21 protein-coding genes and 1 other RNA gene are annotated in these 20903 nt (G+C 70.7%); 15 read left to right on the forward strand and 7 right to left on the reverse strand.

Annotation, left to right across the window (positions count from 1 at the left end):
* Positions 1–16 precede the first annotated feature (16 nt).
* The 3 genes from HZF07_RS00540 to HZF07_RS00550 are packed head-to-tail and all read left to right on the forward strand — an operon-like array spanning position 17 to position 3064.
* Complete coding sequence (locus HZF07_RS00540; protein WP_157346189.1) at positions 17–1135, forward strand: Nif3-like dinuclear metal center hexameric protein; 1119 nt, start codon at positions 17–19, stop codon at positions 1133–1135.
* Positions 1092–1889 (forward strand): zinc ribbon domain-containing protein, encoded by a 798-nt coding sequence (locus tag HZF07_RS00545; RefSeq protein WP_309504152.1) that lies wholly within the window; start codon positions 1092–1094, stop codon positions 1887–1889. Before HZF07_RS00540 ends, HZF07_RS00545 begins: the two co-directional genes overlap by 44 nt.
* Complete coding sequence (locus HZF07_RS00550) at positions 1886–3064, forward strand: bifunctional RNase H/acid phosphatase (protein WP_181644585.1); 1179 nt, start codon at positions 1886–1888, stop codon at positions 3062–3064. The genes HZF07_RS00545 and HZF07_RS00550 overlap by 4 nt, the downstream gene beginning before the upstream one ends.
* Here HZF07_RS00550 and yaaA read toward each other — a convergent pair whose 3' ends face one another.
* The gene (gene yaaA / locus HZF07_RS00555; RefSeq protein ID WP_181644586.1) at positions 3065–3820 is read right to left on the reverse strand and encodes a peroxide stress protein YaaA; all 756 of its coding nucleotides are present in this window, start codon (positions 3818–3820) and stop codon (positions 3065–3067) included.
* 54 nt (positions 3821–3874) lie between these two features.
* Here yaaA and HZF07_RS00560 point away from each other — a divergent pair, with 54 nt between their 5' ends.
* The 4 genes from HZF07_RS00560 (at position 3875) to HZF07_RS00575 (ending at position 8849) form a co-directional block, all read left to right on the forward strand.
* Positions 3875–4351: a carboxymuconolactone decarboxylase family protein gene (locus HZF07_RS00560; RefSeq protein WP_157346191.1), complete on the forward strand. Its 477-nt coding sequence runs from the start codon at positions 3875–3877 to the stop codon at positions 4349–4351.
* A gap of 40 nt (positions 4352–4391) precedes the next feature.
* Positions 4392–5840 carry an RNB domain-containing ribonuclease gene (locus HZF07_RS00565; protein WP_157346193.1) on the forward strand — a complete coding sequence of 483 codons (1449 nt, stop codon included), beginning with the start codon at positions 4392–4394 and terminating at the stop codon, positions 5838–5840.
* A gap of 100 nt (positions 5841–5940) precedes the next feature.
* Positions 5941–6216: a DUF4242 domain-containing protein gene (locus tag HZF07_RS00570; RefSeq protein ID WP_157346195.1), complete on the forward strand. Its 276-nt coding sequence runs from the start codon at positions 5941–5943 to the stop codon at positions 6214–6216.
* Positions 6217–6284: 68 nt separating this feature from the next.
* Complete coding sequence (locus tag HZF07_RS00575) at positions 6285–8849, forward strand: helix-turn-helix transcriptional regulator (protein ID WP_181644587.1); 2565 nt, start codon at positions 6285–6287, stop codon at positions 8847–8849.
* Here HZF07_RS00575 and HZF07_RS00580 read toward each other — a convergent pair.
* Together HZF07_RS00580 and HZF07_RS00585 are read right to left on the reverse strand one after the other, a co-directional pair.
* Positions 8745–9128, reverse strand: a complete 384-nt coding sequence (locus tag HZF07_RS00580) for a hypothetical protein (RefSeq protein WP_198346513.1) — start codon at positions 9126–9128, stop codon at positions 8745–8747. The two genes, HZF07_RS00575 and HZF07_RS00580, sit on opposite strands and share 105 nt — an antisense overlap.
* Positions 9125–9262, reverse strand: a complete 138-nt coding sequence (locus tag HZF07_RS00585) for a hypothetical protein (RefSeq protein ID WP_157346197.1) — start codon at positions 9260–9262, stop codon at positions 9125–9127. Before HZF07_RS00585 ends, HZF07_RS00580 begins: the two co-directional genes overlap by 4 nt.
* A 146-nt stretch (positions 9263–9408) precedes the next feature.
* Between HZF07_RS00585 and HZF07_RS00590 the strand changes: the two genes are divergently transcribed.
* Positions 9409–9993 (forward strand): DUF6529 family protein, encoded by a 585-nt coding sequence (locus HZF07_RS00590; protein WP_157346199.1) that lies wholly within the window; start codon positions 9409–9411, stop codon positions 9991–9993.
* A 141-nt stretch (positions 9994–10134) separates the two neighbouring features.
* Here HZF07_RS00590 and HZF07_RS00595 read toward each other — a convergent pair whose 3' ends face one another.
* Together HZF07_RS00595 and HZF07_RS00600 are read right to left on the reverse strand one after the other, a co-directional pair.
* Positions 10135–11247 carry a site-specific integrase gene (locus HZF07_RS00595; RefSeq protein WP_157346201.1) on the reverse strand — a complete coding sequence of 371 codons (1113 nt, stop codon included), beginning with the start codon at positions 11245–11247 and terminating at the stop codon, positions 10135–10137.
* On the reverse strand, positions 11247–11735 hold the full coding sequence (locus HZF07_RS00600) for a helix-turn-helix domain-containing protein (protein ID WP_157346203.1): 489 nt from the start codon (positions 11733–11735) through the stop codon (positions 11247–11249). The genes HZF07_RS00595 and HZF07_RS00600 overlap by 1 nt, the downstream gene beginning before the upstream one ends.
* Before the next feature lie 93 nt (positions 11736–11828).
* On the opposite strand from HZF07_RS00600, the gene HZF07_RS00605 reads away from it, so the two are divergent.
* The 7 genes from HZF07_RS00605 to HZF07_RS00635 all read left to right on the forward strand — a co-directional run bounded on the left by HZF07_RS00605 (position 11829) and on the right by HZF07_RS00635 (position 17877).
* A complete protein-coding gene (locus tag HZF07_RS00605) occupies positions 11829–12035 on the forward strand; it encodes a helix-turn-helix transcriptional regulator (protein ID WP_232523701.1) in 207 nt (68 codons plus the stop codon).
* A 60-nt stretch (positions 12036–12095) separates the two neighbouring features.
* Complete coding sequence (locus HZF07_RS00610; protein WP_157346205.1) at positions 12096–12437, forward strand: hypothetical protein; 342 nt, start codon at positions 12096–12098, stop codon at positions 12435–12437.
* A gap of 8 nt (positions 12438–12445) precedes the next feature.
* Entirely contained in the window at positions 12446–14500 is a 2055-nt protein-coding gene (locus tag HZF07_RS00615) for a bifunctional DNA primase/polymerase (RefSeq protein ID WP_157346207.1), read from the forward strand.
* The gene (locus HZF07_RS00620) at positions 14497–14736 is read left to right on the forward strand and encodes a hypothetical protein (RefSeq protein WP_157346209.1); all 240 of its coding nucleotides are present in this window, start codon (positions 14497–14499) and stop codon (positions 14734–14736) included. Before HZF07_RS00615 ends, HZF07_RS00620 begins: the two co-directional genes overlap by 4 nt.
* Positions 14737–15206: 470 nt before the next feature.
* Positions 15207–16601, forward strand: coding sequence for an HNH endonuclease (locus HZF07_RS00625; RefSeq protein ID WP_157346211.1), 1395 nt, complete (start codon positions 15207–15209; stop codon positions 16599–16601).
* 25 nt (positions 16602–16626) lie between these two features.
* Positions 16627–17451: a hypothetical protein gene (locus HZF07_RS00630; protein ID WP_157346213.1), complete on the forward strand. Its 825-nt coding sequence runs from the start codon at positions 16627–16629 to the stop codon at positions 17449–17451.
* A gap of 15 nt (positions 17452–17466) precedes the next feature.
* Entirely contained in the window at positions 17467–17877 is a 411-nt protein-coding gene (locus HZF07_RS00635) for an HK97 family phage prohead protease (RefSeq protein WP_157346215.1), read from the forward strand.
* Positions 17878–17879: 2 nt separating this feature from the next.
* Here the strand turns inward: HZF07_RS00635 and HZF07_RS00640 are convergent, their stop codons facing one another.
* Both HZF07_RS00640 and rnpB read right to left on the reverse strand, forming a co-directional pair.
* A complete protein-coding gene (locus HZF07_RS00640; protein WP_157346217.1) occupies positions 17880–20201 on the reverse strand; it encodes a hypothetical protein in 2322 nt (773 codons plus the stop codon).
* 285 nt (positions 20202–20486) lie between these two features.
* Positions 20487–20887: RNase P RNA component class A (rnpB, locus tag HZF07_RS00645), an RNA gene on the reverse strand.
* Positions 20888–20903 lie beyond the last annotated feature (16 nt).

Consider the following 20903-nt stretch of genomic DNA (forward strand, 5'->3'; position numbering starts at 1 on the left):
CCGATAGCCTCGACCCATGCCCGCGCTCGAGGACGTCGTCGACCTGCTGCACGGGTGGTACCCGCCCGCGACGGCGGACTCCTGGGACGCCGTCGGCCTGGTGCTCGGCCACCCGATCGACCAGGTCGGCAAGGTGCTCTTCGCGGTCGACCCGACGATCGAGGTGGCGCGCGAGGCGGCGGGGTGGGGTGCGGACCTGCTGGTCGTCCACCACCCGCTCTTCCTCAAGCCCGTCCACGGCTTCGCGGCCACCACGCCCAAGGGCCGCACGCTCGCCACGCTGGCGGGGGCCGGCTGCGCGCTGCTGACCGCACACACCAACGCCGACCAGGCGGTGGCCGGGGTCTCCGAGTCGCTCGCGCTCGCGATCGGGCTCACCGACCTCGAGCCCATCCAAGCGGCGCCGGCGGCGCCGATGGACAAGCTCACGACCTACGTCCCGGCCGCCGACGCCCCCGCGATGCGGGTCGCGCTCGCCGCGGCAGGCGCCGGCCGCATCGGCGACTACGACCACGCGTCGTTCTCGACGCCGGGTGAGGGCCGCTTCCGGCCGCTCGAGGGCGCGAACCCGACCATCGGCACGGTGGGCGAGGTGGAGACCGTCGCCGAGGAGCGGGTCGAGGTCGTGCTCCCGCGGTCCCGCCGCGCGTCCGTCGTCCGCGCGATGCTCGCCGCCCACCCCTACGAGGAGCCGGCCTTCGACGTCGTCGAGATGGTCGACCCGGGCACGGCGCCGACCGGCACCGGGCGGATCGGCGACCTCGCCCCGACCACGCTGCGCCGGCTGGCTGAGACGGTGGCCGCGGCACTGCCCGAGACCGCCCATGGCGTGCGTGTCGGCGGCGACCCGGAGCGCGTCGTACGCCGGGTCGCGGTGTGCGGCGGGGCCGGCGACTTCCTCCTCGACGCGGTAGCGCGCACCGACGCCGACGTCTACCTGACCAGCGACCTGCGGCACCACCCGGCCGCGGAGTTCCTCGAGAAGGGCGGCCCCGCACTGGTCGACGTGGCGCACTGGGCGGCCGAGTGGACCTGGCTGCCGGTGGTCGAGGCGCGGCTGCGCGAGGCACTGGGCGATACTTTGGAGACCCGTGTCAGCACGATCTGCACGGACCCCTGGACGTTCCGTAGCTGAGGAGAACCCCCTGAAAGCCGACCCCGCCGCCCAACTGAAGCTGCTCGACGTCCAGCAGCTCGACGCCACGATCGACCAGCTGCGCCACCAGCGGGCCACGCTGCCGGAGATCGCGGAGATCGCCGAGCTCCAGGCGAAGCGCACCGATGTCGAGAACCTCGCCCGCGACGCCCGGATCGTGGTGGACGACCTCACCCTGGAGCAGCAGAAGGTCGACACCGACGTCGAGGCCGTCAAGGCGCGACGCACCCGCGACCGCGACCGCATGGACAAGGGCCTGATCACCAACCCCAAGGATCTGGAGCGGATGGGGCACGAGCTCGAGTCGCTCGAGCGCCGGATCTCGACCCTCGAGGACGAGGAGCTCGAGCTGATGGAGCGGCTCGAGGAGGCCCAGGCCGGGCTGGCCAAGCTCGAGGGCATGGTCGCCGAGACCGACGAGCGGCTCGTCGCCCTCGCCGCCGCGCGGGACGAGAAGCTCGGCGATCTCGAGGAGCGGCTGCAGGAGGTCCAGGGCCGACGCGGGCCGGCGGCCGAGGGGCTGCCCGAGGACCTGCTGGCGCTCTACGGCCGGCTGCGGGAGCAGAAGGGCGGCGTCGGCGCGGCGGCCCTGCGGGCGCGCGAGTGCGGCGGCTGCCGGCTGACCATCGACTCCGTCGAGCTGACCCGGATCAAGGGCCTGCCTGACGACGAGGTGGTCCGCTGCGAGGAGTGCCAGCGGATCCTGGTGCGGACCGCCGAGTCCGGGCTGTGACCGGCCCCCGCGCCGTCGTCATCGAGGCCGACGGCGGATCGCGGGGCAACCCCGGTCCGGCGGCGTACGGCGCGGTGCTGCGGGACGCGGAGACCGGCGCCGTCATCGCCGAGGACGGCAGCACGCTGGGGATCGCGACCAACAACGTCGCGGAGTACTCCGGGCTGATCGCCGGGCTCAAGATGGCCGCCGACCTCGCCCCGGGCGCCGCGGTCGAGGTGCGGATGGACTCCAAGCTCGTCGTCGAGCAGATGTCCGGTCGCTGGCAGGTCAAGCACCCGGGCATGAAGCCGCTGCACGCCGAGGCCTCGCGCCTCGCGCCGGCCGGCACGGCGTACACCTGGGTGCCGCGGGCGCAGAACGCGCACGCCGACCGGCTCGCCAACGAGGCGCTCGACGGCACCCGCGACGGCGTCACCGTCGCCTGGGAGCAGGAGCCGGAGTCCGTCGCCGAGGCGGTGCAGGACCCCGACACGCAGCCGCGGTCGATGCAGGAGCAGGCCCGCGGCTGGTCCGGCGGCACCGACCGGCCGACCACCGTCGTCCTGGTGCGGCACGGCGTCACCCCGCACACGAAGGAGAAGCGGTTCTCCGGCGGCCTCGCGTCGGCCAACCCCGGCCTCAGCGACGAGGGCCGGGCGCAGATCCGGGCGGTCGCCGACTGGCTCTCGCCGATCGCGGACCGCGTCGACGCGATCGTCGCCTCGCCGGTGCGTCGGACGCGGGAGTCGGCCGAGATCATCGCCGAGGTGCTCGGGCACGCGGTCGAGGAGGAGCCGGGCTTCGCGGAGATGGAGTTCGGCGCGTGGGACGGGATGACCTTCGCCGAGGTGGGGGAGCGCTACCCCGACGAGCTGACGACGTGGCTGGGCTCGCTCGACCACGCGCCCGGCGGCGGGGAGTCCTTCCGCACCGTCCAGGAGCGCGTCCGCGCCGGACTCGGGCGGCTGCTGGAGGCCCACGCCGGCCGCACGGTCGTGGTCGTCAGCCACGTGACGCCGATCAAGACGCTCGTGGCCGAGGCGCTGGACGCCCCGCTGGAGGCGGTCTTCCGGATGGAGCTCACGCCGGCGTCGGTGACGGTGCTCGCGTGGTTCGGCGACCGGCCGTCGATGCGGATGTACAACGCGCTGCCGCCGGGCAACGACCTCTTCTCGACCGCCTCGACCTGGTGACTACAGCTCGCTGACGACGACGTCGAGGCGCGAGCCGTCGACCTCGACCACCCAGCCGAGGTCCCGGAGCGCGTCGGCCAGCCTCCCGGGGGTGCGCGGGTCCGCCCCCGCCTCGAGGAGGGCCCGGACGATCCGCCCCTTCGTGGCCTTGTTGAAGTGGCTGACGACCTTGCGGGTGCCCTGGTGCTCGTGCAGCACCCGCACGGTCGCGGCGCGCACGCCCGCCGGCCGCCAGAACGCGACGTACGTGCCGCTGCGCAGGTCGACGAGCAGCCCCGAGCCGACCGCGTCGGTGATGACCTCACCCAGCTCCTCGCGCCAGACGCCCGCGACCGCGCCGAGGCCGGGCAGGGTGGTGTCGCCGGAGAGGCGGTACGCCGGGATCCGGTCGCTCGGCCGCACCAGCCCGAAGAGGCTGGAGGTGACCGCGAGCCGCGCGGTCGCGCGGCGCTTGGCCGCCGTCGAGAGCGTGGCCACGTCCAGGGCGTCGTACAGGACCCCGGTGTAGACCTGGTCCGCGCGCGCGGTCGGGTTGCCGCGCAGGCCGCGGTTGAGCTCGACCAGGTCGAGCTGGGTGCTGCCGATGCCGAGCGTCTTCGCGGCGACGTCGGGGTCGCCCTCGCACAGCTCGACGAGCGCGTCGAGCACCCGCCCGCGGGCGGCGGTGAGCGGGGCGAAGTCGAGGCCGGCGAGGTCGAGCGGCTTGCCGCGGCGCGGCGCGGCCTTGCCCTCGCTGGGCGGCAGCAGGATCAGCACCGGAGGAGTCTCCCAGAGGTGTCACAGACCGCCCGCGGCCGGTGTCTTGATGGCATGACCGAGACACGATTCGACCTCTTCGGCTCCGAGCTCATGACGGGCTTCGTCCGACGCTTCCAGGGCGCCTCGCGCGTCGTCACCGAGTCCACCCTCCCCCCGACCGTGCAGGAGCTGGTCAAGGTCCGCGCCAGCCAGGTCAACGGCTGCGGGATGTGTATCGACATGCACGTCAAGGACGCGCTGGCCGCCGGCGAGGACCAGACCCGGCTCTTCCTCGTCGCCGCCTGGCGCGACGCCACGGTGTTCACCGAGGCCGAGCGGGCCGCCCTCGCGCTGGCCGAGGAGGGCACCCGCCTCGCCGACGCCTCGACCGGCGTCAGCGAGGAGACCTGGCAGGCGGTGCGCAAGCACTACGACGACGAGCAGGTCGCCGCGCTGATCGCGATCATCGCCGTGATCAACGCCTGGAACCGGCTCAACGTCATCGCCGGCACGCCCGCCGGGGGCTACCAGCCCGGGATGTTCGGCTGACGGGCGTTTCGCTCGGCGTACCGATGGCTAGGGTGCCGGTATGCCGAGCAGCCGCGTGGTCCGGGTCCGGTCCGTCGATGACGGGGTGGCCGGTGCCGCGCTGCGCGAGGGCATCGAGCGCATCCAGTCCGAGCTCGGGGTGTCGGCGTCGTTCCCGCCGGACGTGACGGCGGCGGCGGAGGCGGCCGCGGCGGCGCCGCGGCTGCCCGACCTCGACCGCACCGACCTGCCGCTCGTGACCATCGACCCCGAGGGTGCGCGGGACCTCGACCAGGCGCTGCACATCGAGCGGTCCGACGACGGCTACGTCGTCCACTACGCGATCGCCGACGTCGCCGCGTTCGTGCAGGCCGGGGATCCGGTCGACCTCGAGGCCAACCGGCGCGGCGAGACGCTCTACGGCGCGGACACGAAGGTCCCGCTGCACCCGCCGGTGCTCAGCGAGGACGCCGCGTCGCTGCTGCCGGACCAGGTGCGGCCGGCGCTGCTGTGGACCATCCGGCTGGACGCCGAGGGGGCCCGCACCGACGTGCACGTCGAGCGGGCCGTCGTACGCTCCACGGCGCAGCTCAGCTACGTCGAGGCGCAGGCCGCGATCGACGCGGGCACGGCCGTGGAGTCGCTGCTGCTGCTGCGCGAGGTCGGCGAGCGCCGGATCACCCGCGAGGCCGTCCGTGGCGGCGTCTCCCTGCCCCTGCCGGAGCAGGAGGTCGACATCGACGGCGGCCGCTGGCGGCTGGAGTTCCGCAAGCAGCTGCCGGTGGAGCTGTGGAACGCGCAGATCTCGCTCCTCACCGGCTTCGCCGCCGCCGACCTGATGCTCTACGCGCGGATCGGGCTGCTGCGCACGCTGCCGCCGCCGGACCCGCACGACGTGCAGCGCCTGCACCGCACCGCCCGGGCGCTCGGCATCAGCTGGCCCGCCGAGCAGCTCTACCCCGACTTCATCCGCACCCTGGACCCGTCGATCCCGGCCCACGCCGCGATGGTGAACGCGTGCACCCGGCTGCTGCGCGGCAGCGGCTACGTCGCCTTCGACGGCGAGACCCCCGAGCAGCCGCTGCACTCGGCGCTCGCCGAGGAGTACGCCCACGTCACCGCCCCGCTGCGCCGGCTCGGCGACCGCTACGCCGGCGAGGTCTGCCTCGCCCTGTGCGCGGGCACCGAGGTGCCCGACTGGGTGCGCGCAGCCCTGCCCGGGCTGCCGAAGACGCTCCAGGCCTCGGGACAGAAGGCGCACGCCTACGAGCGAGCGGTGCTCGACCTCGTCGAGGCGGGCGTGCTCGCGGACGAGGTCGGCTCGGAGTTCTCCGGGGTGGTGGTCGACATCGACGAGGACGACGCGCGCCGTGGCGTGGTCGTCGTCCACGACCCCGATGTCGAGGCGCGGGTCGTGGGGGAGCGGCCGCTGCCGCTCGGCACCGACGTGCGGGTGCGGCTCACCGTCGCCGACGTGGCAACCCGGCGGGTCGAGTTCGAGCTCGTCTGAGCGATAGATGGGTGGCTGCTCCCCATGTGCCGCGGCGCGCGCGGCGGGAGTGTTGGAGCACCGACGGCACGAGGCCGCGGACCAACCCGAAGGAGTAGTCATGCAGCGTTTCATCATCGAGCGGGAGATCCCCGACGCGAAGGACCTGACCCAGGACCAGATGGCCGAGATCGCCCGCACGTCCAACGCGGCCGTCGAGTCACTCGGTGTGCCCTACGAGTGGGTCGTCAGCTACGTGGCCGGCGACAGGATCTACTGCGTCCACGACGCCGTGGACGCCGACGCGGTGCTCGAGCACGCCCGGCGCGGGGGCTTCCCGGCCAACAAGGTCACGCCGGTCGCGGCGGAGTTCGGCCCGCACACGGCCACGCTCTGACCCGACGCCGTCCCGTGACGACCAGCAACTCGCCTGGCGTCAGCCCGGAGGACACCTACACTCAGGCCGTGCGGCTGTTGGAGCGCGACGCCGAGACGGGTGTCCTCCGGGCAGCGCTCGGGAGCGCCCGCGACGGCGAGGGCAGCATCGTGGTCATCGCCGGTGAGAGTGGTGCCGGCAAGTCGTCCCTGGTCGACGCGCTGGTCTCCGAGGCCGACGGCGTACGGGTGCTGCGAGCGCACTGCGACCCGCTCGACACGCCACGACCGCTCGGTCCCTTCCGCGACCTCCGGCTGGTCGACACCTCCGGTCGGGAGGACGCCTCCCGCGCGGAGCTCTGCGAGCGCGTGTACGACGCGGTCCGCGACGAGCCCGCCCTGCTGGTCGTCGAGGACCTGCACTGGGTCGACGCGGCGACGGTCGACGTGCTGCGGTTCCTGGCGCGGCGCGTGGAGTCGATGCCACTCCTGCTCGTGCTCACCTATCGCGACGGCGAGATCGACCCGCGGCACTCCGTGCGGCCGCTCCTCGGCGACGTCGCCTCGCTCGACGGCATCGTCCAGCTCGCGCTGGCCCCCCTCTCCGTCCACGCGGTCCGCGACGTCGTCGCGGGCACCCACCTCGACGCCGAGCGCGTGCACGCGCTCACCGGCGGCAACCCGTTCTTCGTCACCGAGGTCGCCAAGGAGCCCGACCGGCCGCTCCCGAACTCGGTGCGTGACGCGGTCCTGGCGCACATCGCCGACGTGACCGATCACGACCTCGAGGTCCTCCAGCTGATCGCGGCCGCGCCCGACCGGCTCGACAACCGGGTGCTGCCGCACCTGGGCGTCGACCTGCCGACCCTGCGCCGCCTCCAGGACACCGCCCTGCTGACCCGGACCGCCGAGGGCCTGGTGTTCCGGCACGAGCTGGCGCGGCAGGCCGTCGAGAGCACGGTCCCGCCCGGTGGCGGACCGCGGCTGCACGCGCGGCTGCTCGAGGCGCTGCAGACCATCGAGCCGGCCGACCCCGCCGTGTTCACGCACCACGCGGTCGCCGCGCGCGACAACGCCCGCGCTACGGCGTACGCGTGCCAGGCCGCGGAGGAGGCGAGCACGGCGGGCTCGCACAGCGAGGCGGCCGCGTTCTTCGAGATCGCGCTCGAGCACCTGGAGTCGCGCGACCCGGTGGAGCGCGCCGGGCTGCTGCTGCGGCTCGCCTACCAGCAGTACATGACCAGCCGCCTCGCCGAGGCGATCGCCAACACCCGCGCGACCTTCCGGTTGTGGGAGGAGGCCGGGGACGACGACGGCCTCGCCGCCGCACACGACGCCGTCGCGCTGTACGAGTACTACAACGCCCACCGGGCCAAGGCCGAGCACCACGCGGACACCGCCGCTCGGATCGCGCAGGGCGCCGGCACCGCGTCGACCTATGGCGCCAGCCGCGCGACGCGGGGATTCATGGCCTACATGCGCAACGACCTCGACCAGGCCCGAGCACTGGCGACCGAGGCGCACGAGGTGGCGCGGCGCAACGAGCTCGCGCAGCTCGGCCTGCGCAGCGAGGTCGTCGCGAGTGTCGTCGACCTCGTCAGCGGCGACGAGTCCGCACGACCGGTGCTGCTGACCCAGGTCGAGGCCGCCCGGGACCGCGGGTGGGACGAGCTGGCGTCGACGGTCTACTCCCAGGTCGCCAGCCTGGACGTCGAGCACGGCCGGCTCCGCGACGCGGAGCAGGTCCTGCAGGTCTCGATCCCCTTCGCCGACGCCCGCGACATCCCGATCTGTCGGCACTGGCAGACCGGCGTCCGCGCGCGTCTCCAGCTGCTGCGGGGGCGGTGGGAGGCGGCGCTCGAGGACGCGGCCGCGGTCGTCGCGGACGACGGGATGCCGCTGGCGCTCGTGTGGCCGCGACTGGTCAGCGTGCTGGTGCCGCTGCGCCGGGGCGAGCACGCCGACCTCGGCGTCCTGGACGACGCGTGGTCGCTCGTCGAGCAGATCGACGAGCCGCTGCGCCGGCTGGCGGTGCTCGCGGCGCTCGCGGAGGCGGCGTGGATGACCGGCCGGCACGACCCTCGGGTGTCCGAGGGCGCCGTGGCTCACCTCGACGGCCTCGCGTCGCGCCCCGGGGCGGAGTGGGGCGCCGGGAACTGTGGCGCCTGGCTGCGTCGGATGGGGCTCCCGGTCCCGGACGTGGCCCGCAGCGCCACGCCGTACCGACTGGTCGACGAGGGCAGGATCGCCGACGCCGCGGCGTACTGGGCGCGGGTCGGTGATCCGTTCGCCGAGGCGATGACCTGGACCGACTCGGCGGTCCCGGAGGACCGAGTGACGGGGATCCGGCTGCTGGACTCGATCGGCGCGATCGGGACCGCCGATCGGCTCCGCGTGGCGATGCGCCAGGAGGGGAGCGTGGTCGTGCCGCAGCGGCCCCGAGAGAGCACGCGCGCGAACCCCGCCGGGCTCACGAACCGGCAGCTCGAGGTCGCCCGACTGGTCGCCCGCGGGCTGTCCAACAGCGAGATCGCCGCGCAGCTCTTCATCTCACCCAAGACCGCCGACCATCACGTCTCGGCCATCCTGACGAAGCTCGGCGTGCCCAGCCGCCGCGCGGTCGTGGTCAACGCGGAGCAGCTCGGCCTGACGTGATCCGCGGCGTCGGGCCCAGATCTCGAAGCGCAGGTACCAGGCCAGCATGAAGGCGGTGCTGACCAGGTGGAACGTGTGCAGCACCCACAACGGACCGGGCGCGAGGCTGAAGACGTAGACGGAGTGCACGCCGTTGCCGACGTTCGCCAGCGTCAGGTTGCCCAGGCTGTAGGAGCCGAGCTCACGGGTGCGCAGCGCCTTCCCGAGCATGGGCATGGTGCTCGACGCGAAGATCACCGTGGAGGCGACTCCCGCGAGCACCGGCACGGCGGCGATCACGTGTCCACGCTCGGTGGACGTCTGCGCGCGCGGCGCGACGTGCGCAGCGTGCGCACGGTGCGGCTCCGCTCGGCCGCGGCGATCAGCTCCTGCTGGCGCCGACGGATCATGTCGAGCTGGTAGGGGTTGTACATGGCATCACCTCGTCGTGTCGGTCGTGGACACGACAAGGCTCAGGTCCCGGGCCTACCCAGGACATCGGAGGAAGTCCCCATGTTCCGCCCGAGTCAGCCCGGGATGCGGCCTTCCCACGCCGCTGGTCTCGGGCCATGCTGACGAGATGGCCGACAGCACCGGTCAGAAGAGCCTGGCCGTCCCGCTCACGGCGTTCGCCGCGGGTGCGGTGGTCGCCGTGCTGCTCGGCGTCTTCGGGAAGGCGCACGACCCCACGCTCGACGGCACCACCTCCCTCGGCTTCGACACCGTCATCGGGATGAAGGTCGTGTTGTCGGTCGGGATCGGCGTCCTGGTCGTCGTCCAGCTGTTCAGCGCGTTGTGGCTCTACGGCAAGCTGCCGGGCCGGCCCCCGCGGTGGCTCGGCACCGCCCACCGCGCCTCCGGCACGATCGCCCTGCTGCTCGCCGTCTTCGTCGGCTACCACTGCCTCTGGGCGCTCGGCCTCGAGACAGGCCACCTCCACAACGGCGAGAAGGTGCCGCTGCGCACCGTCGTCCACGGCGTCCTCGGCTGCGCCGTCTTCGGCGCCGTCATCGTCAAGGTCGTCGCCGTCCGCTCCCGCCGCGCGCCCGGCTGGTTCCTGCAGGTCGCCGGCGGCCTGCTGTTCACGCTGCTGGTCGTCGTCGTGCTCACCTCGGCCGGGTGGTACCTCTCCGAGAAGGGGTGGCCGGACTCCGGCGGCTATTGAGCCGGTGGGTGCGAATGGGCTGGCCTGTAGGCCGGGAACGTCCCATCCTGAGAGAGAACTCGCCTCTGACCTGCGGGTATTGCGTGGCGGTGATGCGCCCGCCGCGCCCGTGTGCACACTTTGTGCACACGGGCCAGGTCGTCAGGCCGACAGATGCCCGATCGCGGCCTCGGTGGCGCTGACTGAGCGTTCCTCGTCGTTGGGCCACAAGTGGGCGTAGGTCCGCAGGGTCTCGGCGACGTCGGCGTGGCCGAGCCGGTCGGCGACTGCCCGAACCGACCGCCCGTCGGCGATCAGGAGCGACGCGTGGAAGTGCCGGAGATCGTGCCAGCCGCTGCGCGCCGGTAGCCCGAGGTCCGCGGCGACCCGCTGCCAGACACCACCGGCTGCTGACCGTTCGATCGGACCGCCGACCCGCGAGCTGAAGATGAGCCCTTCGGGTCCCGTGCCGTAGGTCTCCAGGTGCTCCACCAAGACCTTGATCGTGGAGACCCCGATGGTGACCAGCCGATCCGCACGCGGAGTCTTCGGCGGCCCGAACTGTGGCACGCGTTCGCGGGTCCTGATGAGCTGACGGTCAACCGTGATCGTCACCGTCTCGGGCATCCTCAGGCCGCGCGGGAAGAGCGCCGGGCTGATCCGGTCCAGGGTCAGGCCACGCAGTTCGCCGGAGCGCATGCCCGTGGCGGCGCCGACTATCGCCATCGCCCGGTAGCGCTCGGGCAGCGCGGCCACGATTGCTTCAAGCTGTTCGATCGTCAGCGGCGAGACCTTCTTGTCGACCACCTCCGGCAGGTTGATCCTCACGCACGGCGTGCGAGCGATGTGCTGGTCCATCACGGCCGAGTTCAGGATGGTGGCGACCAGGCTGTAGATCAGCCGGACCGTCGAGGGCGCCAAGGTCTTCGACGCCGTCGTCACCACCGTCTGTATGTCGGTGCGCCGCAGGGTGCCGATCTGGCGGCCACCGATCACGGGGTAGACGTGCAGGCGCAGCCGGCTCTCGATGTGGTCGGCGGTGCCGTCGCGATGGTGGAGCTGCGCGGCCCGCCACTTCTCGGCGTACGCCCTGAAGGTCACCTTCGACGCGCTGGGGTCGACGTAGTCCCCGCGCACCAGTGCCGCGACCTGCTCGTCCAGCCAGTTCTGCGCCTCCTTACGGAGCTTGAACCGCTTGGCGACCTGCCGACCGTCGCCGTCGCGGAATCGAACCTGGTACTTGCCGTCGGCGAGTTTCTTGATCGTGCCGGCCATTACCGCTTCCTTCCGAGTCCGGTGAGCAGCGAGGCGACGGCTCCGACCTCCGCGAGCTGCCGGTCGATGCTCACGATGAACGCCCGCTCCGCCGGCGTCTGGCGTTTCGCGTCCTTCACTTCCCGCTGCCACACCCGGTAGGCGTCGGCGAAGACTGACGCCTCGATCGACAGCGTCCGCAGCTCGGTCGTCACGTTGAACGCCGCCTGGCGAATCTCGGATCGAATCCCAGACCGGGGGGACACCAGATCGTCCAGCAGAACCCCGAACACCGCGGCGAAGGCGCTTGCTTCCATAAGCCGGACAGCTCGGTCCCCGCGTTCGGTCTTCGCGACCTGCGACTGGTTCATCTTGACGCCGTGCCGGGCCAGTTGCTGGACGAGTTCGCGCTGGCTCCATCCCTTCGCCTCGCGGAGCGTCTTCACCGCTTGGCCAAGGTGTCGTTCGGCGTCGTGGGCCGGCCATTGCCCGATCGGGTCAGTCTCCATGGGAATACATGATGCAGCGGCTAGAGAATCAGGTCAAGCAGTAGCACCCTAGTCCCGTCGGGCATCAACAACGATTCTCCCTGGAGGCTGATGATGGAGCGACTCGTCACAATCGCCGATCTGGCGGGGGACAAGGGCGGCAGCACACCAGTCCCCGAGGGCACCTGGCGCTACTGGCGCACGAAGGGGATCGGTCCGCCATCGGTTCGTATCGGTCGCCGCGTCTTCTACCGCGCCATCGACGTTGAGCGGTGGCTCGAAGACCAGTTCGCCGATGCCGAGCGCGACCGTCCTAGTTAAGGCAGCCGAGCACCGGAAGGGCTCGACCGACCGTCACCACAACACGAGAGGAAGAGGAAGATGGCAGTCCAACGAAGCCTCTGGGATGACCCGCGGGTCAAGCCGAAGGGCGCACGGTTCGCCAAGTTCAACGACATCGGGGACGAGCACGAGGGCGTCATCGCCGAGGTCACGATCCAGCTGTTCGACGAAGGCCGGGACACGGAGAAGGCGGTCCCCAAGCTGATCTTCGAGGACGGGACCGAGGTCACCTGCTCGGCCAGCAACCTGCACCGGATGATGTACGAGCAGCGTCCCGAGGTCGGTGACCACATCCGCATCAGGTATGTCGGTGACGATGATGCCGACTACAACCGGAAGCTGTTCGACGTCGACATCGTCCGCGCCGACCCGTCGTTCTGAGGCCCACGGTGACCGCGTCCGAGCCCACCGACACCACCACGCGGCCGGGGGTTGTCCTCGAGGCCGCCGCCATGCTCGCCGACGCCGGGTTCCACGTCTTCCCGGTCGAGGGCAAGGAACCCCGCGTCCGGTGGGGGAGCGCAGCCACCCGCGACGCCGAGCAGCTCCTCGCGTGGTGGCGTCGGTGGCCGGATGCCGGCGTAGCGGTCGACTGCGGCAGGTCCGGCGTCGTGGTCGTGGACCTCGACGTCAAGGACGGAGTCGACGGGGTGACGGCATGGAAGGAGTTGGCCGACGGGAGAGCGCCGGCCACCTTCTGCGCCGTCACCCCGTCGGGCGGCCGACACCTCTACTACCGCGATTCAGCCCGGTCGTACCGGAACAGCGCGTCGCAGGTAGCGCCCGGCGTCGACGTCCGCGGCGTCGGCGGGTACGTCGTCGCACCACCGTCCCCCGGATACGCGTGGCACGCCGAGATGCCGCTGTCCGTCGATGACCTCCCGGCCCTTCCTGACGGCTTGCTTCCCATCTCGACCGGGACCAACGCCGGGCACTGGCGGCGACTCGACCTGGACCGCCTCGACCATCGGGACCGTGCCGCGCTTGCCGAGCTCCTGCGGCTCGGCGGGCACTCCGCGTATCAGGCCGACGGGTACATCGCGATCACTAGGCCGGGGAGGATGGCCGGGTTGTCGGCCTCAATCGGGCACATCGGTCCCGGGGTGGCGAAGGTCTTCACGCCGCACTGGCCGCCGCTGACGGCAGGCGGCAGATACTCGGCCGACGACCTGGTCCTTCTTTCTCGTCCAGATGTCGCCGCAACCGTGCAACCGGCGCTGGCCGCCGAGCACCGCATCCTGGACAAGTTCGGCGAAGCCGTCGCCGGACAAGGTCTCGTCGGCGAAGACGCCCTCGCCAAGCTCCTGTACCTCACGGTCACCAGCAGGCTCCTCGACCGGCAGGTCTCGGCCGGCGTCAAGGGCCACTCCGCGTCCGGGAAGTCCTGGACCGTCGAGGTGGTGCTCCGCTTCTTCCCTCGCGACGCGTACCTGACCTTCACCGCGATGTCGGAGAAGGCGCTCATCCACTCCGACGAGGAGTACGCCCACCGGACCATCGTCATCTACGAGGTGGTCGCCCTGCGCGAAGGCATTGAGGATGACCTGACCTCCTACCTGATCCGGTCCCTCCTGTCCGAGGGCCGCATCGAGTACCCGGTGACCGTCCGCGACCCCAAGGGCGGGTTCACCACCAAGACGATCGTCAAGGAAGGCCCCACCAACCTGCTCTTCACCACAACCAAGACGCGGGTCCACGCCGAGAACGAAACCCGCGTCTTGTCCCTGAACACCGACGACTCCACCGAGCAGACCGCTCGGGTCTTCCTCGAGCTCGCCAACGACGACGCGATCGCCCCGCACGGCGACCTCGACCCGTGGATCGAGCTGCAGCGGTGGCTCGAGAACCAAGACAACCGGGTCGTCATCCCATACGCCCGCGACCTCGTCGCACGCATCCCCGCCGTCGCGGTCCGGCTGCGCCGCGACGTCGGAGCCCTGTTGTCGCTGATCCGAACCCACGCACTACTCCACCAAGCGACCCGCCGCCGCGACCACGACGGCCGACTCGTCGCCACCCTCGACGACTACGGGACCGTCCGGGACCTGGTCGCCGACATCCTCTCCGAAGGCGTCGGCGCAACCGTCTCGGCCACCGTCCGCGGCACCGTCGGCGCGGTCGCGACGATCACCACCGGCAGCCGCGAGGCCAGCGCCCTGGACGTCGCCCGCCAACTCGGCGTGGACAAGTCCAACGCCGGCCGCCGACTCCGCGCCGCATCTGACGGCGGGTACGTCCGCAACCGCGAGGACAAGCACGGCAAGCCGGGCCGCTGGGTCCTCGGCGACCCGCTCCCGGAGGCCGTGGCGCTCCTCCCGACGGTCGAGGAGCTGCGGTCCGGTTGCGCGGTTGCGCCGGTTCCTGGGGCAGAAAGAGACCCGCGCCCAGCGAGCGTCGGCCCTCCGACGGAGACCAGGCGCGCAGGCGAGGGGAGGCCGGCATGACCACGCCCACCGGCATCAGCCGGCGGCTGCTCACCCTGCACCAGCTCGCCCGTCGAGCCGCAGACACCGCCGAGCTCGCCTACGCCGCCCACGACCGGGACCAGCAGGAGGACGCACTGCCGTACCTGGCCGACATCGCCGAGGAACAGACCCGTGAGCTTTACCTCCTCGCTCAGCACCTCCACAAGCTCGGTCTCCTCGACCACGCCGCCGGCTGGTCATCAGGGTCCGCATGACCATCGCCGGAAGTCCGCAACCATGGGGAGGCTCGCACTCCCGACGCATCCGCGCCTACTGGCAGACGCGGCTCCCCATGCCCTGCGGAGTCTGCGGCATCACCATCCGACCCGGGGACCTGTGGAACGTCGGCCACATCGAGTCCCGAGCCGCGAGGCCCGACCTCGTCTACGTCATCGCCAACACCCGACCTGAGTGCCGACGTTGCTCCGACGCGGGCGGTCAACAAGGCGTCCGGGACAAGGCTCGCGCCGACACCCTGCGGCAGTACGGCCTCCCACCCGAGACGACGACACCGCCGCGATCCGGAGGGCGCCGACCGGATTCTTGGGGGCCACCGTCTACGACGGCAGTCCCCGCAGTCTCGCGTCTCTCCGACCAGGAGACCGAAGGTCGTCGCATCCCTTGGGATGTGCTCGTCGACAGGCCCTGGTTGGTCGGGTTCGCGGAGGTTCCGGCGGAGTCGTCGGTGCCGCTGCTCATGTCCCCGCCGCATCCGTCGGCGACCGGCAGTTATGGGGAGCTGGCGGCGAAGTGGGCGGAGGCGGAGCTCGGTCTTCGGTTGCGGTGGTGGCAGCGGTTGGCGCTCCGCCGGCTGCTCGAGCACGACGCCGAGGGGTCGCTGTGCTGGACGACCGCGCTCGTCTCGACGCCGAGGCGTGCTGGGAAGTCGACGCTGCTGATGGTGCTCGCGCTGTGGCGGATTAGCCACGGCGACCTGTTCGGCGAGCCGGTGCAGTCGGCGATTCACTGCGCAGCGGACAAGCAGGCGGTCGCCGAGGTGATGCGCAAGAGTTTCGGGTGGGCGCAGACGAACGGGCACGCCGTGCGTCGCGCCAACGGACAGGAGGCGGTCGAGCTGACGACCGGCGGCCGCTGGCTGCTCCGGTCGACGTCCGCGGTCTACGGCTACGAGGTCGACCTCGGCATCGTGGACGAGGCATGGGCGGTCGACCCCGAGACGGTCGACGACGGACTCGAGCCCGGGCTCGCGCACCGACCGTCCCCACAACTGTTGGTCACCTCCACCGCACACCGGCGTGCGACGTCGCTGATGCGCCGCCGGCTGGCGGCCGCGACCGCGGGCATGGGTGAGGACACGTCCACGTTGGTGCTGCTGTGGGGCGCGCCCGCGGATGCGCCGCTCGGGGAGGTCGGGACCTGGCGCGCCGCGAGCCCGTTCTGGACCGTCCAGGTCGAGCGCCTCATCTCGGACCGGTGGGAGCGCGTGCAGCGCGGCGAAGCGGACCCGGCGGCCGACGACCCAGACCCTGTCGAGGGGTTCGCGGCGCAGTACCTGAACAGGTGGCCGCCGACCGACGCGGTCCCGGTGCGGCGCGAGGAGCCCGCGGTGCCGGCCGAGCTGTGGACCGGCGCGCTGACCGAGGACGGAACCCCGTCCGGGCGACCGGCGGTCGCCGCGCTCGAATCGTGGTTCGCCGTCGGTCCGGCGCTGGCGGTTGCATGGGTCGACGAGGCCGGGCGAGCCGTGGTGTCCGCCCGCCAAGCCGACACACTCGCCGACGCCGCCGACCTCGTACGGACCGCAGGTGCTCCAGTGCTGCTCGTCGGGAAGTCGCTGACCGACGACGCCGCCCTGACGACTCTCGCCGGGTCGGTCACCATCGAGCCGACGGGAGGGACGACCTGGAACGTCGTCTCGGAGCTGCGGCGGTACCTCGACGAGGGACGCCTCCGGCACGACGGCTCCCCGCTGCTGGCCGACCAGGTCGCGGGGCTCGTCGTGGTCGACGCCGCAACTGGTCCACGACTACGACCCGGAGCGGTCGTCTCCGCGGTCAAGGCCGCCGTCTGGGCCGCCCGCCGAGCACTCGCGGCCACCGAGCCGCCGCGCATCTTCTAGTTCCAACACACAAAGGAGAACCACCATGAGCATGACGGGACTGCCCCCCGCCCCCGGCTTCATGGCCGCACCCGCGGTCCCGCTGCGACCCGCCAACCTCCCCGACGCCGCGTACGTCGCCGCCATCGCCGGCGCCGACCTCGCCGAACCCCTGACCCGGATCAACGCCGCCTACGCGGCGGCTTCGACTGCCGTCGTCGCGCTCGACGCCGCACGCCCCGGCGGCAACCGGTTCACCGCGGAGCTCGCCGCGGACGTCGCCGACCGGGTCGCGGGCAGGACTGCTAAGACCCTCCGCGTCGACCGGCTCGTCGAAGGCGACCGCGAACGGTGGGCAGAGACGGCGATCGCCTGCAAGGCCGCGCCGGCCATCCAGCGCGCCGAGCTCGCGAACCTCGACAAGACCGCCATCGGCAAGGCTGCCCGGAAGGCAGCGGACCAGGCCGCCGCCGAATGGGCTGCCGCCGCTGCGTCGGGGTGGATCGAACGCGCCGACCACCTCGTCGCATGGACCCACCGACGCGCCGGCGAGGAGGCACTCGGAACGTACGGAGCGGCGTCGCGACTCTGGGAATGGTGCACCGGCGCGCCGGGACGCACGCCGCCCACTGTCCGGCTTCAGATCCCCGACGTAGACGCCCTGCCGCCGATCCCCACCGCCCGCGGCCAATGGCTCGCCCTCGAACGCCTCTTGCGCCCGACCACCTGGCTCAACCTTCCAACCGAGGGCATTGTCTGGCCCGACGACGCCCCCGACATCGCCCAGGCGCTCCCCGAGACAGGGCGACAGTTCGCCGACCTCGCGAACCACGGATCGTGGCCGGTGGTCCCCGAACCGCAGGGAAGGTAGACGATCAGGATGCTGATGGGTGTCATCCCGCTCGGCGGGCACGTCGAGCTCCGAGGAGGGCGGCTGCTAGAGATCGTCCCCGAGACCCTCGAGGACTTCCTCGACGACGGTCCGAGCGGTACGACGCCTGTCCTCCTCGAACACGACCCGACCCGACCGCTCGGCTGGGTCACCAACGTCCGCACCAAGCATCATCGGCTGCTGGTCTACGGCGACCTGGACACGGCCTACCCGTACGCGAAGGCCGCCGAGCGGCTCATCCGCTCGCGCACCATGTACGGCTTGTCGCCGATGGTGATGACGCAGAACGCCGACCGTCTGTACGCGCCGACCGGCGCGTGGGGGCGCGGACTCGTAGCGTCGGTCCCGGAGGTGTCCCTGGTCTGGCGGCCCCGAATCATTGGTGCGGCGTGGCACCTAGGCTGATGTCACTTGAGCAGCCCGTAGTGCCAGAGCTTGGGGGCGATCACGTCGGCGTGGTACCGAGCCACAAGCGCCTTCAGCGTCTTCAGTTCGCCGTTGAGGATGGGGTAGTCGTAGACCGTGGTCGGCTTTCCGCCCACTACGACCCGCTTTGACGTGTTCAGATCTGCGGCGATCTGAAACGGGCCGTAGCTTCGGGTCGGCGTGTAGTTGGCAGTCTGCTTCGCCGCGTCCAGCACCTTCGCCCACTGCTTAAGCAGCGTTTCTTCCACGGCCGTCAGTGAGTAGTTGTCCAGGTCCTTCTGCGCCACGGTGTCGCCGTCAAAGCACAACTCGTTGCGGTAATCGCGGCCGTCCGAGCCCAGGAACGAACGGCACTTGTTGTGGTACGCCAGGCACGTATAGATCAGGCAGGACTTCAAGAAGTCGGGGTCGCTGGAGAAGTTGTCACCGTTGTCGGCGGAGCGGTTCACCACGCCACGAATCCAGAACCGCCCCTCGGACGGGTAGCGGCCCACGACGAAGAGCGGCAACTTCGTCTGGTAGTTGTCGCTGCGGAGCGGGAAACCGTTCGTGGCACTGAAGACGGACACTCGGGTGAGCACCGTTCGCAGGTCGGTGTTCTCGAAGCCGGCCGCGTCCGCGACCAGGTAGCCGATGATGTCCGGCCCCCACAACGCCGACTTCGCGTAGCGCTTGCGCGACGTTTCGACGCCGTTCGGCTCGCATACGATGCCGGGCTCGTCTGTCGGCAGAGACCGGGTGTCGTAGAGCGACGAGAGCAACTTGTGCGTCGTGCGGACGACGATGTTCCCAGGCCCGGGGTTCTCCTTGTGCGCCGCGCCCTTCACGAGAGCACCCGTCTTGCGGTTGATGTCGAAAGGCGCCAATGGGTAGCTGTTCCGGCGTCGCTTCGGGTCCTCGTTCGACCACAGGATCACGCTCACACCTGCGTCCTTGCGGGCGTGGAAATGGCGGCGATTGAAGAGGAACCCTCGGACGAAGGTCTTGTTCACGAGGCCCTGCGACTTGAAGTACTTGGTCGGCGAAAAGAGGACGTAGGAGTCCGTCGGCTGTCGCAGGTAGTAGCGGAATCCAGACCAGATGAAGAGGTTGGTCAGTTCCCGCAGGGCGCGGTTGTTGGCGTTCTTCGTCGACTTGCCCCACTCCGCTTCCATGCGCTTTCGCACCCAGGAGTCCTTCCAGCCGAAGGACTCGCGGCCCGCGAACTTCTGAGACTCCATTCCGGCGACGTCCGCGTACGGCGGGTTCTCGAAGAGAATGATCGTGCACTCGGGGTTGTCGAGGTACTGCTGGATCACGTTCGGAACGCGGACGCCCTGCTTATTCAGTCCGCCCAGCACGAAGCGGTCTGACAGTGCATCTCCATTGAGAAGGAAGCCCCTCTTCGGGTCGCCGGCCTTAAAGGTCGGCGGGATGACGGCTCGCACCTGCTGGCCGAACTCCCGGGCCAGTTCCAAGTACTCGAACTCCTCGTATGTGTTCACGATGACGTGGGAGAGCTCGTCCTCCGTAAGGAAGCGCTGCAGGTTCCCGGTCCCGGCACAACGGTCGATGATCACGTAGTCGTTCCCTGCGGGAACGCGCCGGATGGCCTCGCGAAGCAGTTCGTGTGACTTCTTGACGTACGGCTCGGGGGTGTAGAACGCGCCCAGCTCGATCTTCTTCAACTTGTCGTTGAGCCGATCGAGGATGTAGCTGAACTCGGCGTACGAGTCGCCTGGGTAAGGGTGGATCAGGCCCTTGAACTGACGCGGGTCTTTCAACTCGCCGAGCGGTCCCTTGGCCGGGTCGTTGTTGAGGAACGCCGCTTTGTCGGAGCCTCGGACCTCGCGGTAGAAGCGTTCTGCCCACGCGACCACGCAGTCCTCGGTGATGCGGATCGGAATGAAGCACTCCTCCTTGAGGAGGTCGACGATCGCCTGCGCACCTGTGTCCAGGTAGTCCTTGATGACGACCGGCTTCCCCTTGGCCCGGAAGCCCTTGTTGTCCCTGCTGGCCGCCGTCGTGTACGGCTGATGAAGCTCCTCGACGTAGTCGTTGGAGTCGAACTTGTAGACGGTCAGGGCGTTGAGGTCGACCAGGAGGATGTTCGCGGGGACGTTGTGGCCATTGATCCGCAGTCGCGACAGGTACTTGATGGCCTGGAACAACACTTGGTTGACGTCGGCGATCGAGGTCTTGAACTCCAGCAGGTTCCCGTTATGGACGCCGTCGGTGTGGAGAACGATCGCCGTGGCAGGGATCTTGAACTCCTTGAAGAAGTCCGCCTGTCCCTCGGCTTCGTTGGCGTACTCCTGGATCATTCGCTGCCCTTCGACGTCGTACCCGGCTGACGCCCGATCTTGTCACCTAGAGCCTGTTGCGTCCTGTCATTGACACCCGCGCCGGACACACAACCGTCACGGATCGCGGCTGCCGAGCGATCACCTGCGGATGGACCACGACGGCACGGGACGTGTGCACATCTTGTGCACACGATTTGTGCACAAGACACTCAATAGCCCCCATCTGCCGTCATCATCACTCGGTCGTCGAGGCGGCATTACCGCAGGTCAGAGGGGGTTTTCGCAGGTCAGAGGGCCGAGGGGCGGATGGGCTGGCCTGTAGGCCGGGTTCTGTACGCCGAAGCGTGGCGACCATCCATCTACGACGACCGTTGCCGGCCGCCTCCAGCGGTCTACCCGCGCACTCGGGCGGGCCGCCCTCAGTCGTGCGCGCGTCCGGGGCCCGAGGGCTCCGGACTTCTTGACCTTGCTCCAGGTGGGGTTTGCCGAGCCGGCCGGGTCGCCCCGGTCGCTGGTGGTCCCTTACACCACCGTTTCACCCTTACCTGCCCTGCCGCCGAAGCAGCCGGGCAGGCGGTCTGTTCTCTGTGGCACTTTCCCGCGGGTCACCCCGGGTGGGCGTTACCCACCACCCTGCCCTGTGGAGCCCGGACCTTCCTCGGCACCTCCCTCTCGGGCGGTGACGCGGTCGCCCGGCCAGCCCATCCGCGTGAAAAGGAT

The sequence above is a fragment of the Nocardioides agri genome, assembly GCF_013778305.1.
Taxonomy (GTDB): domain Bacteria; phylum Actinomycetota; class Actinomycetes; order Propionibacteriales; family Nocardioidaceae; genus Nocardioides; species Nocardioides agri.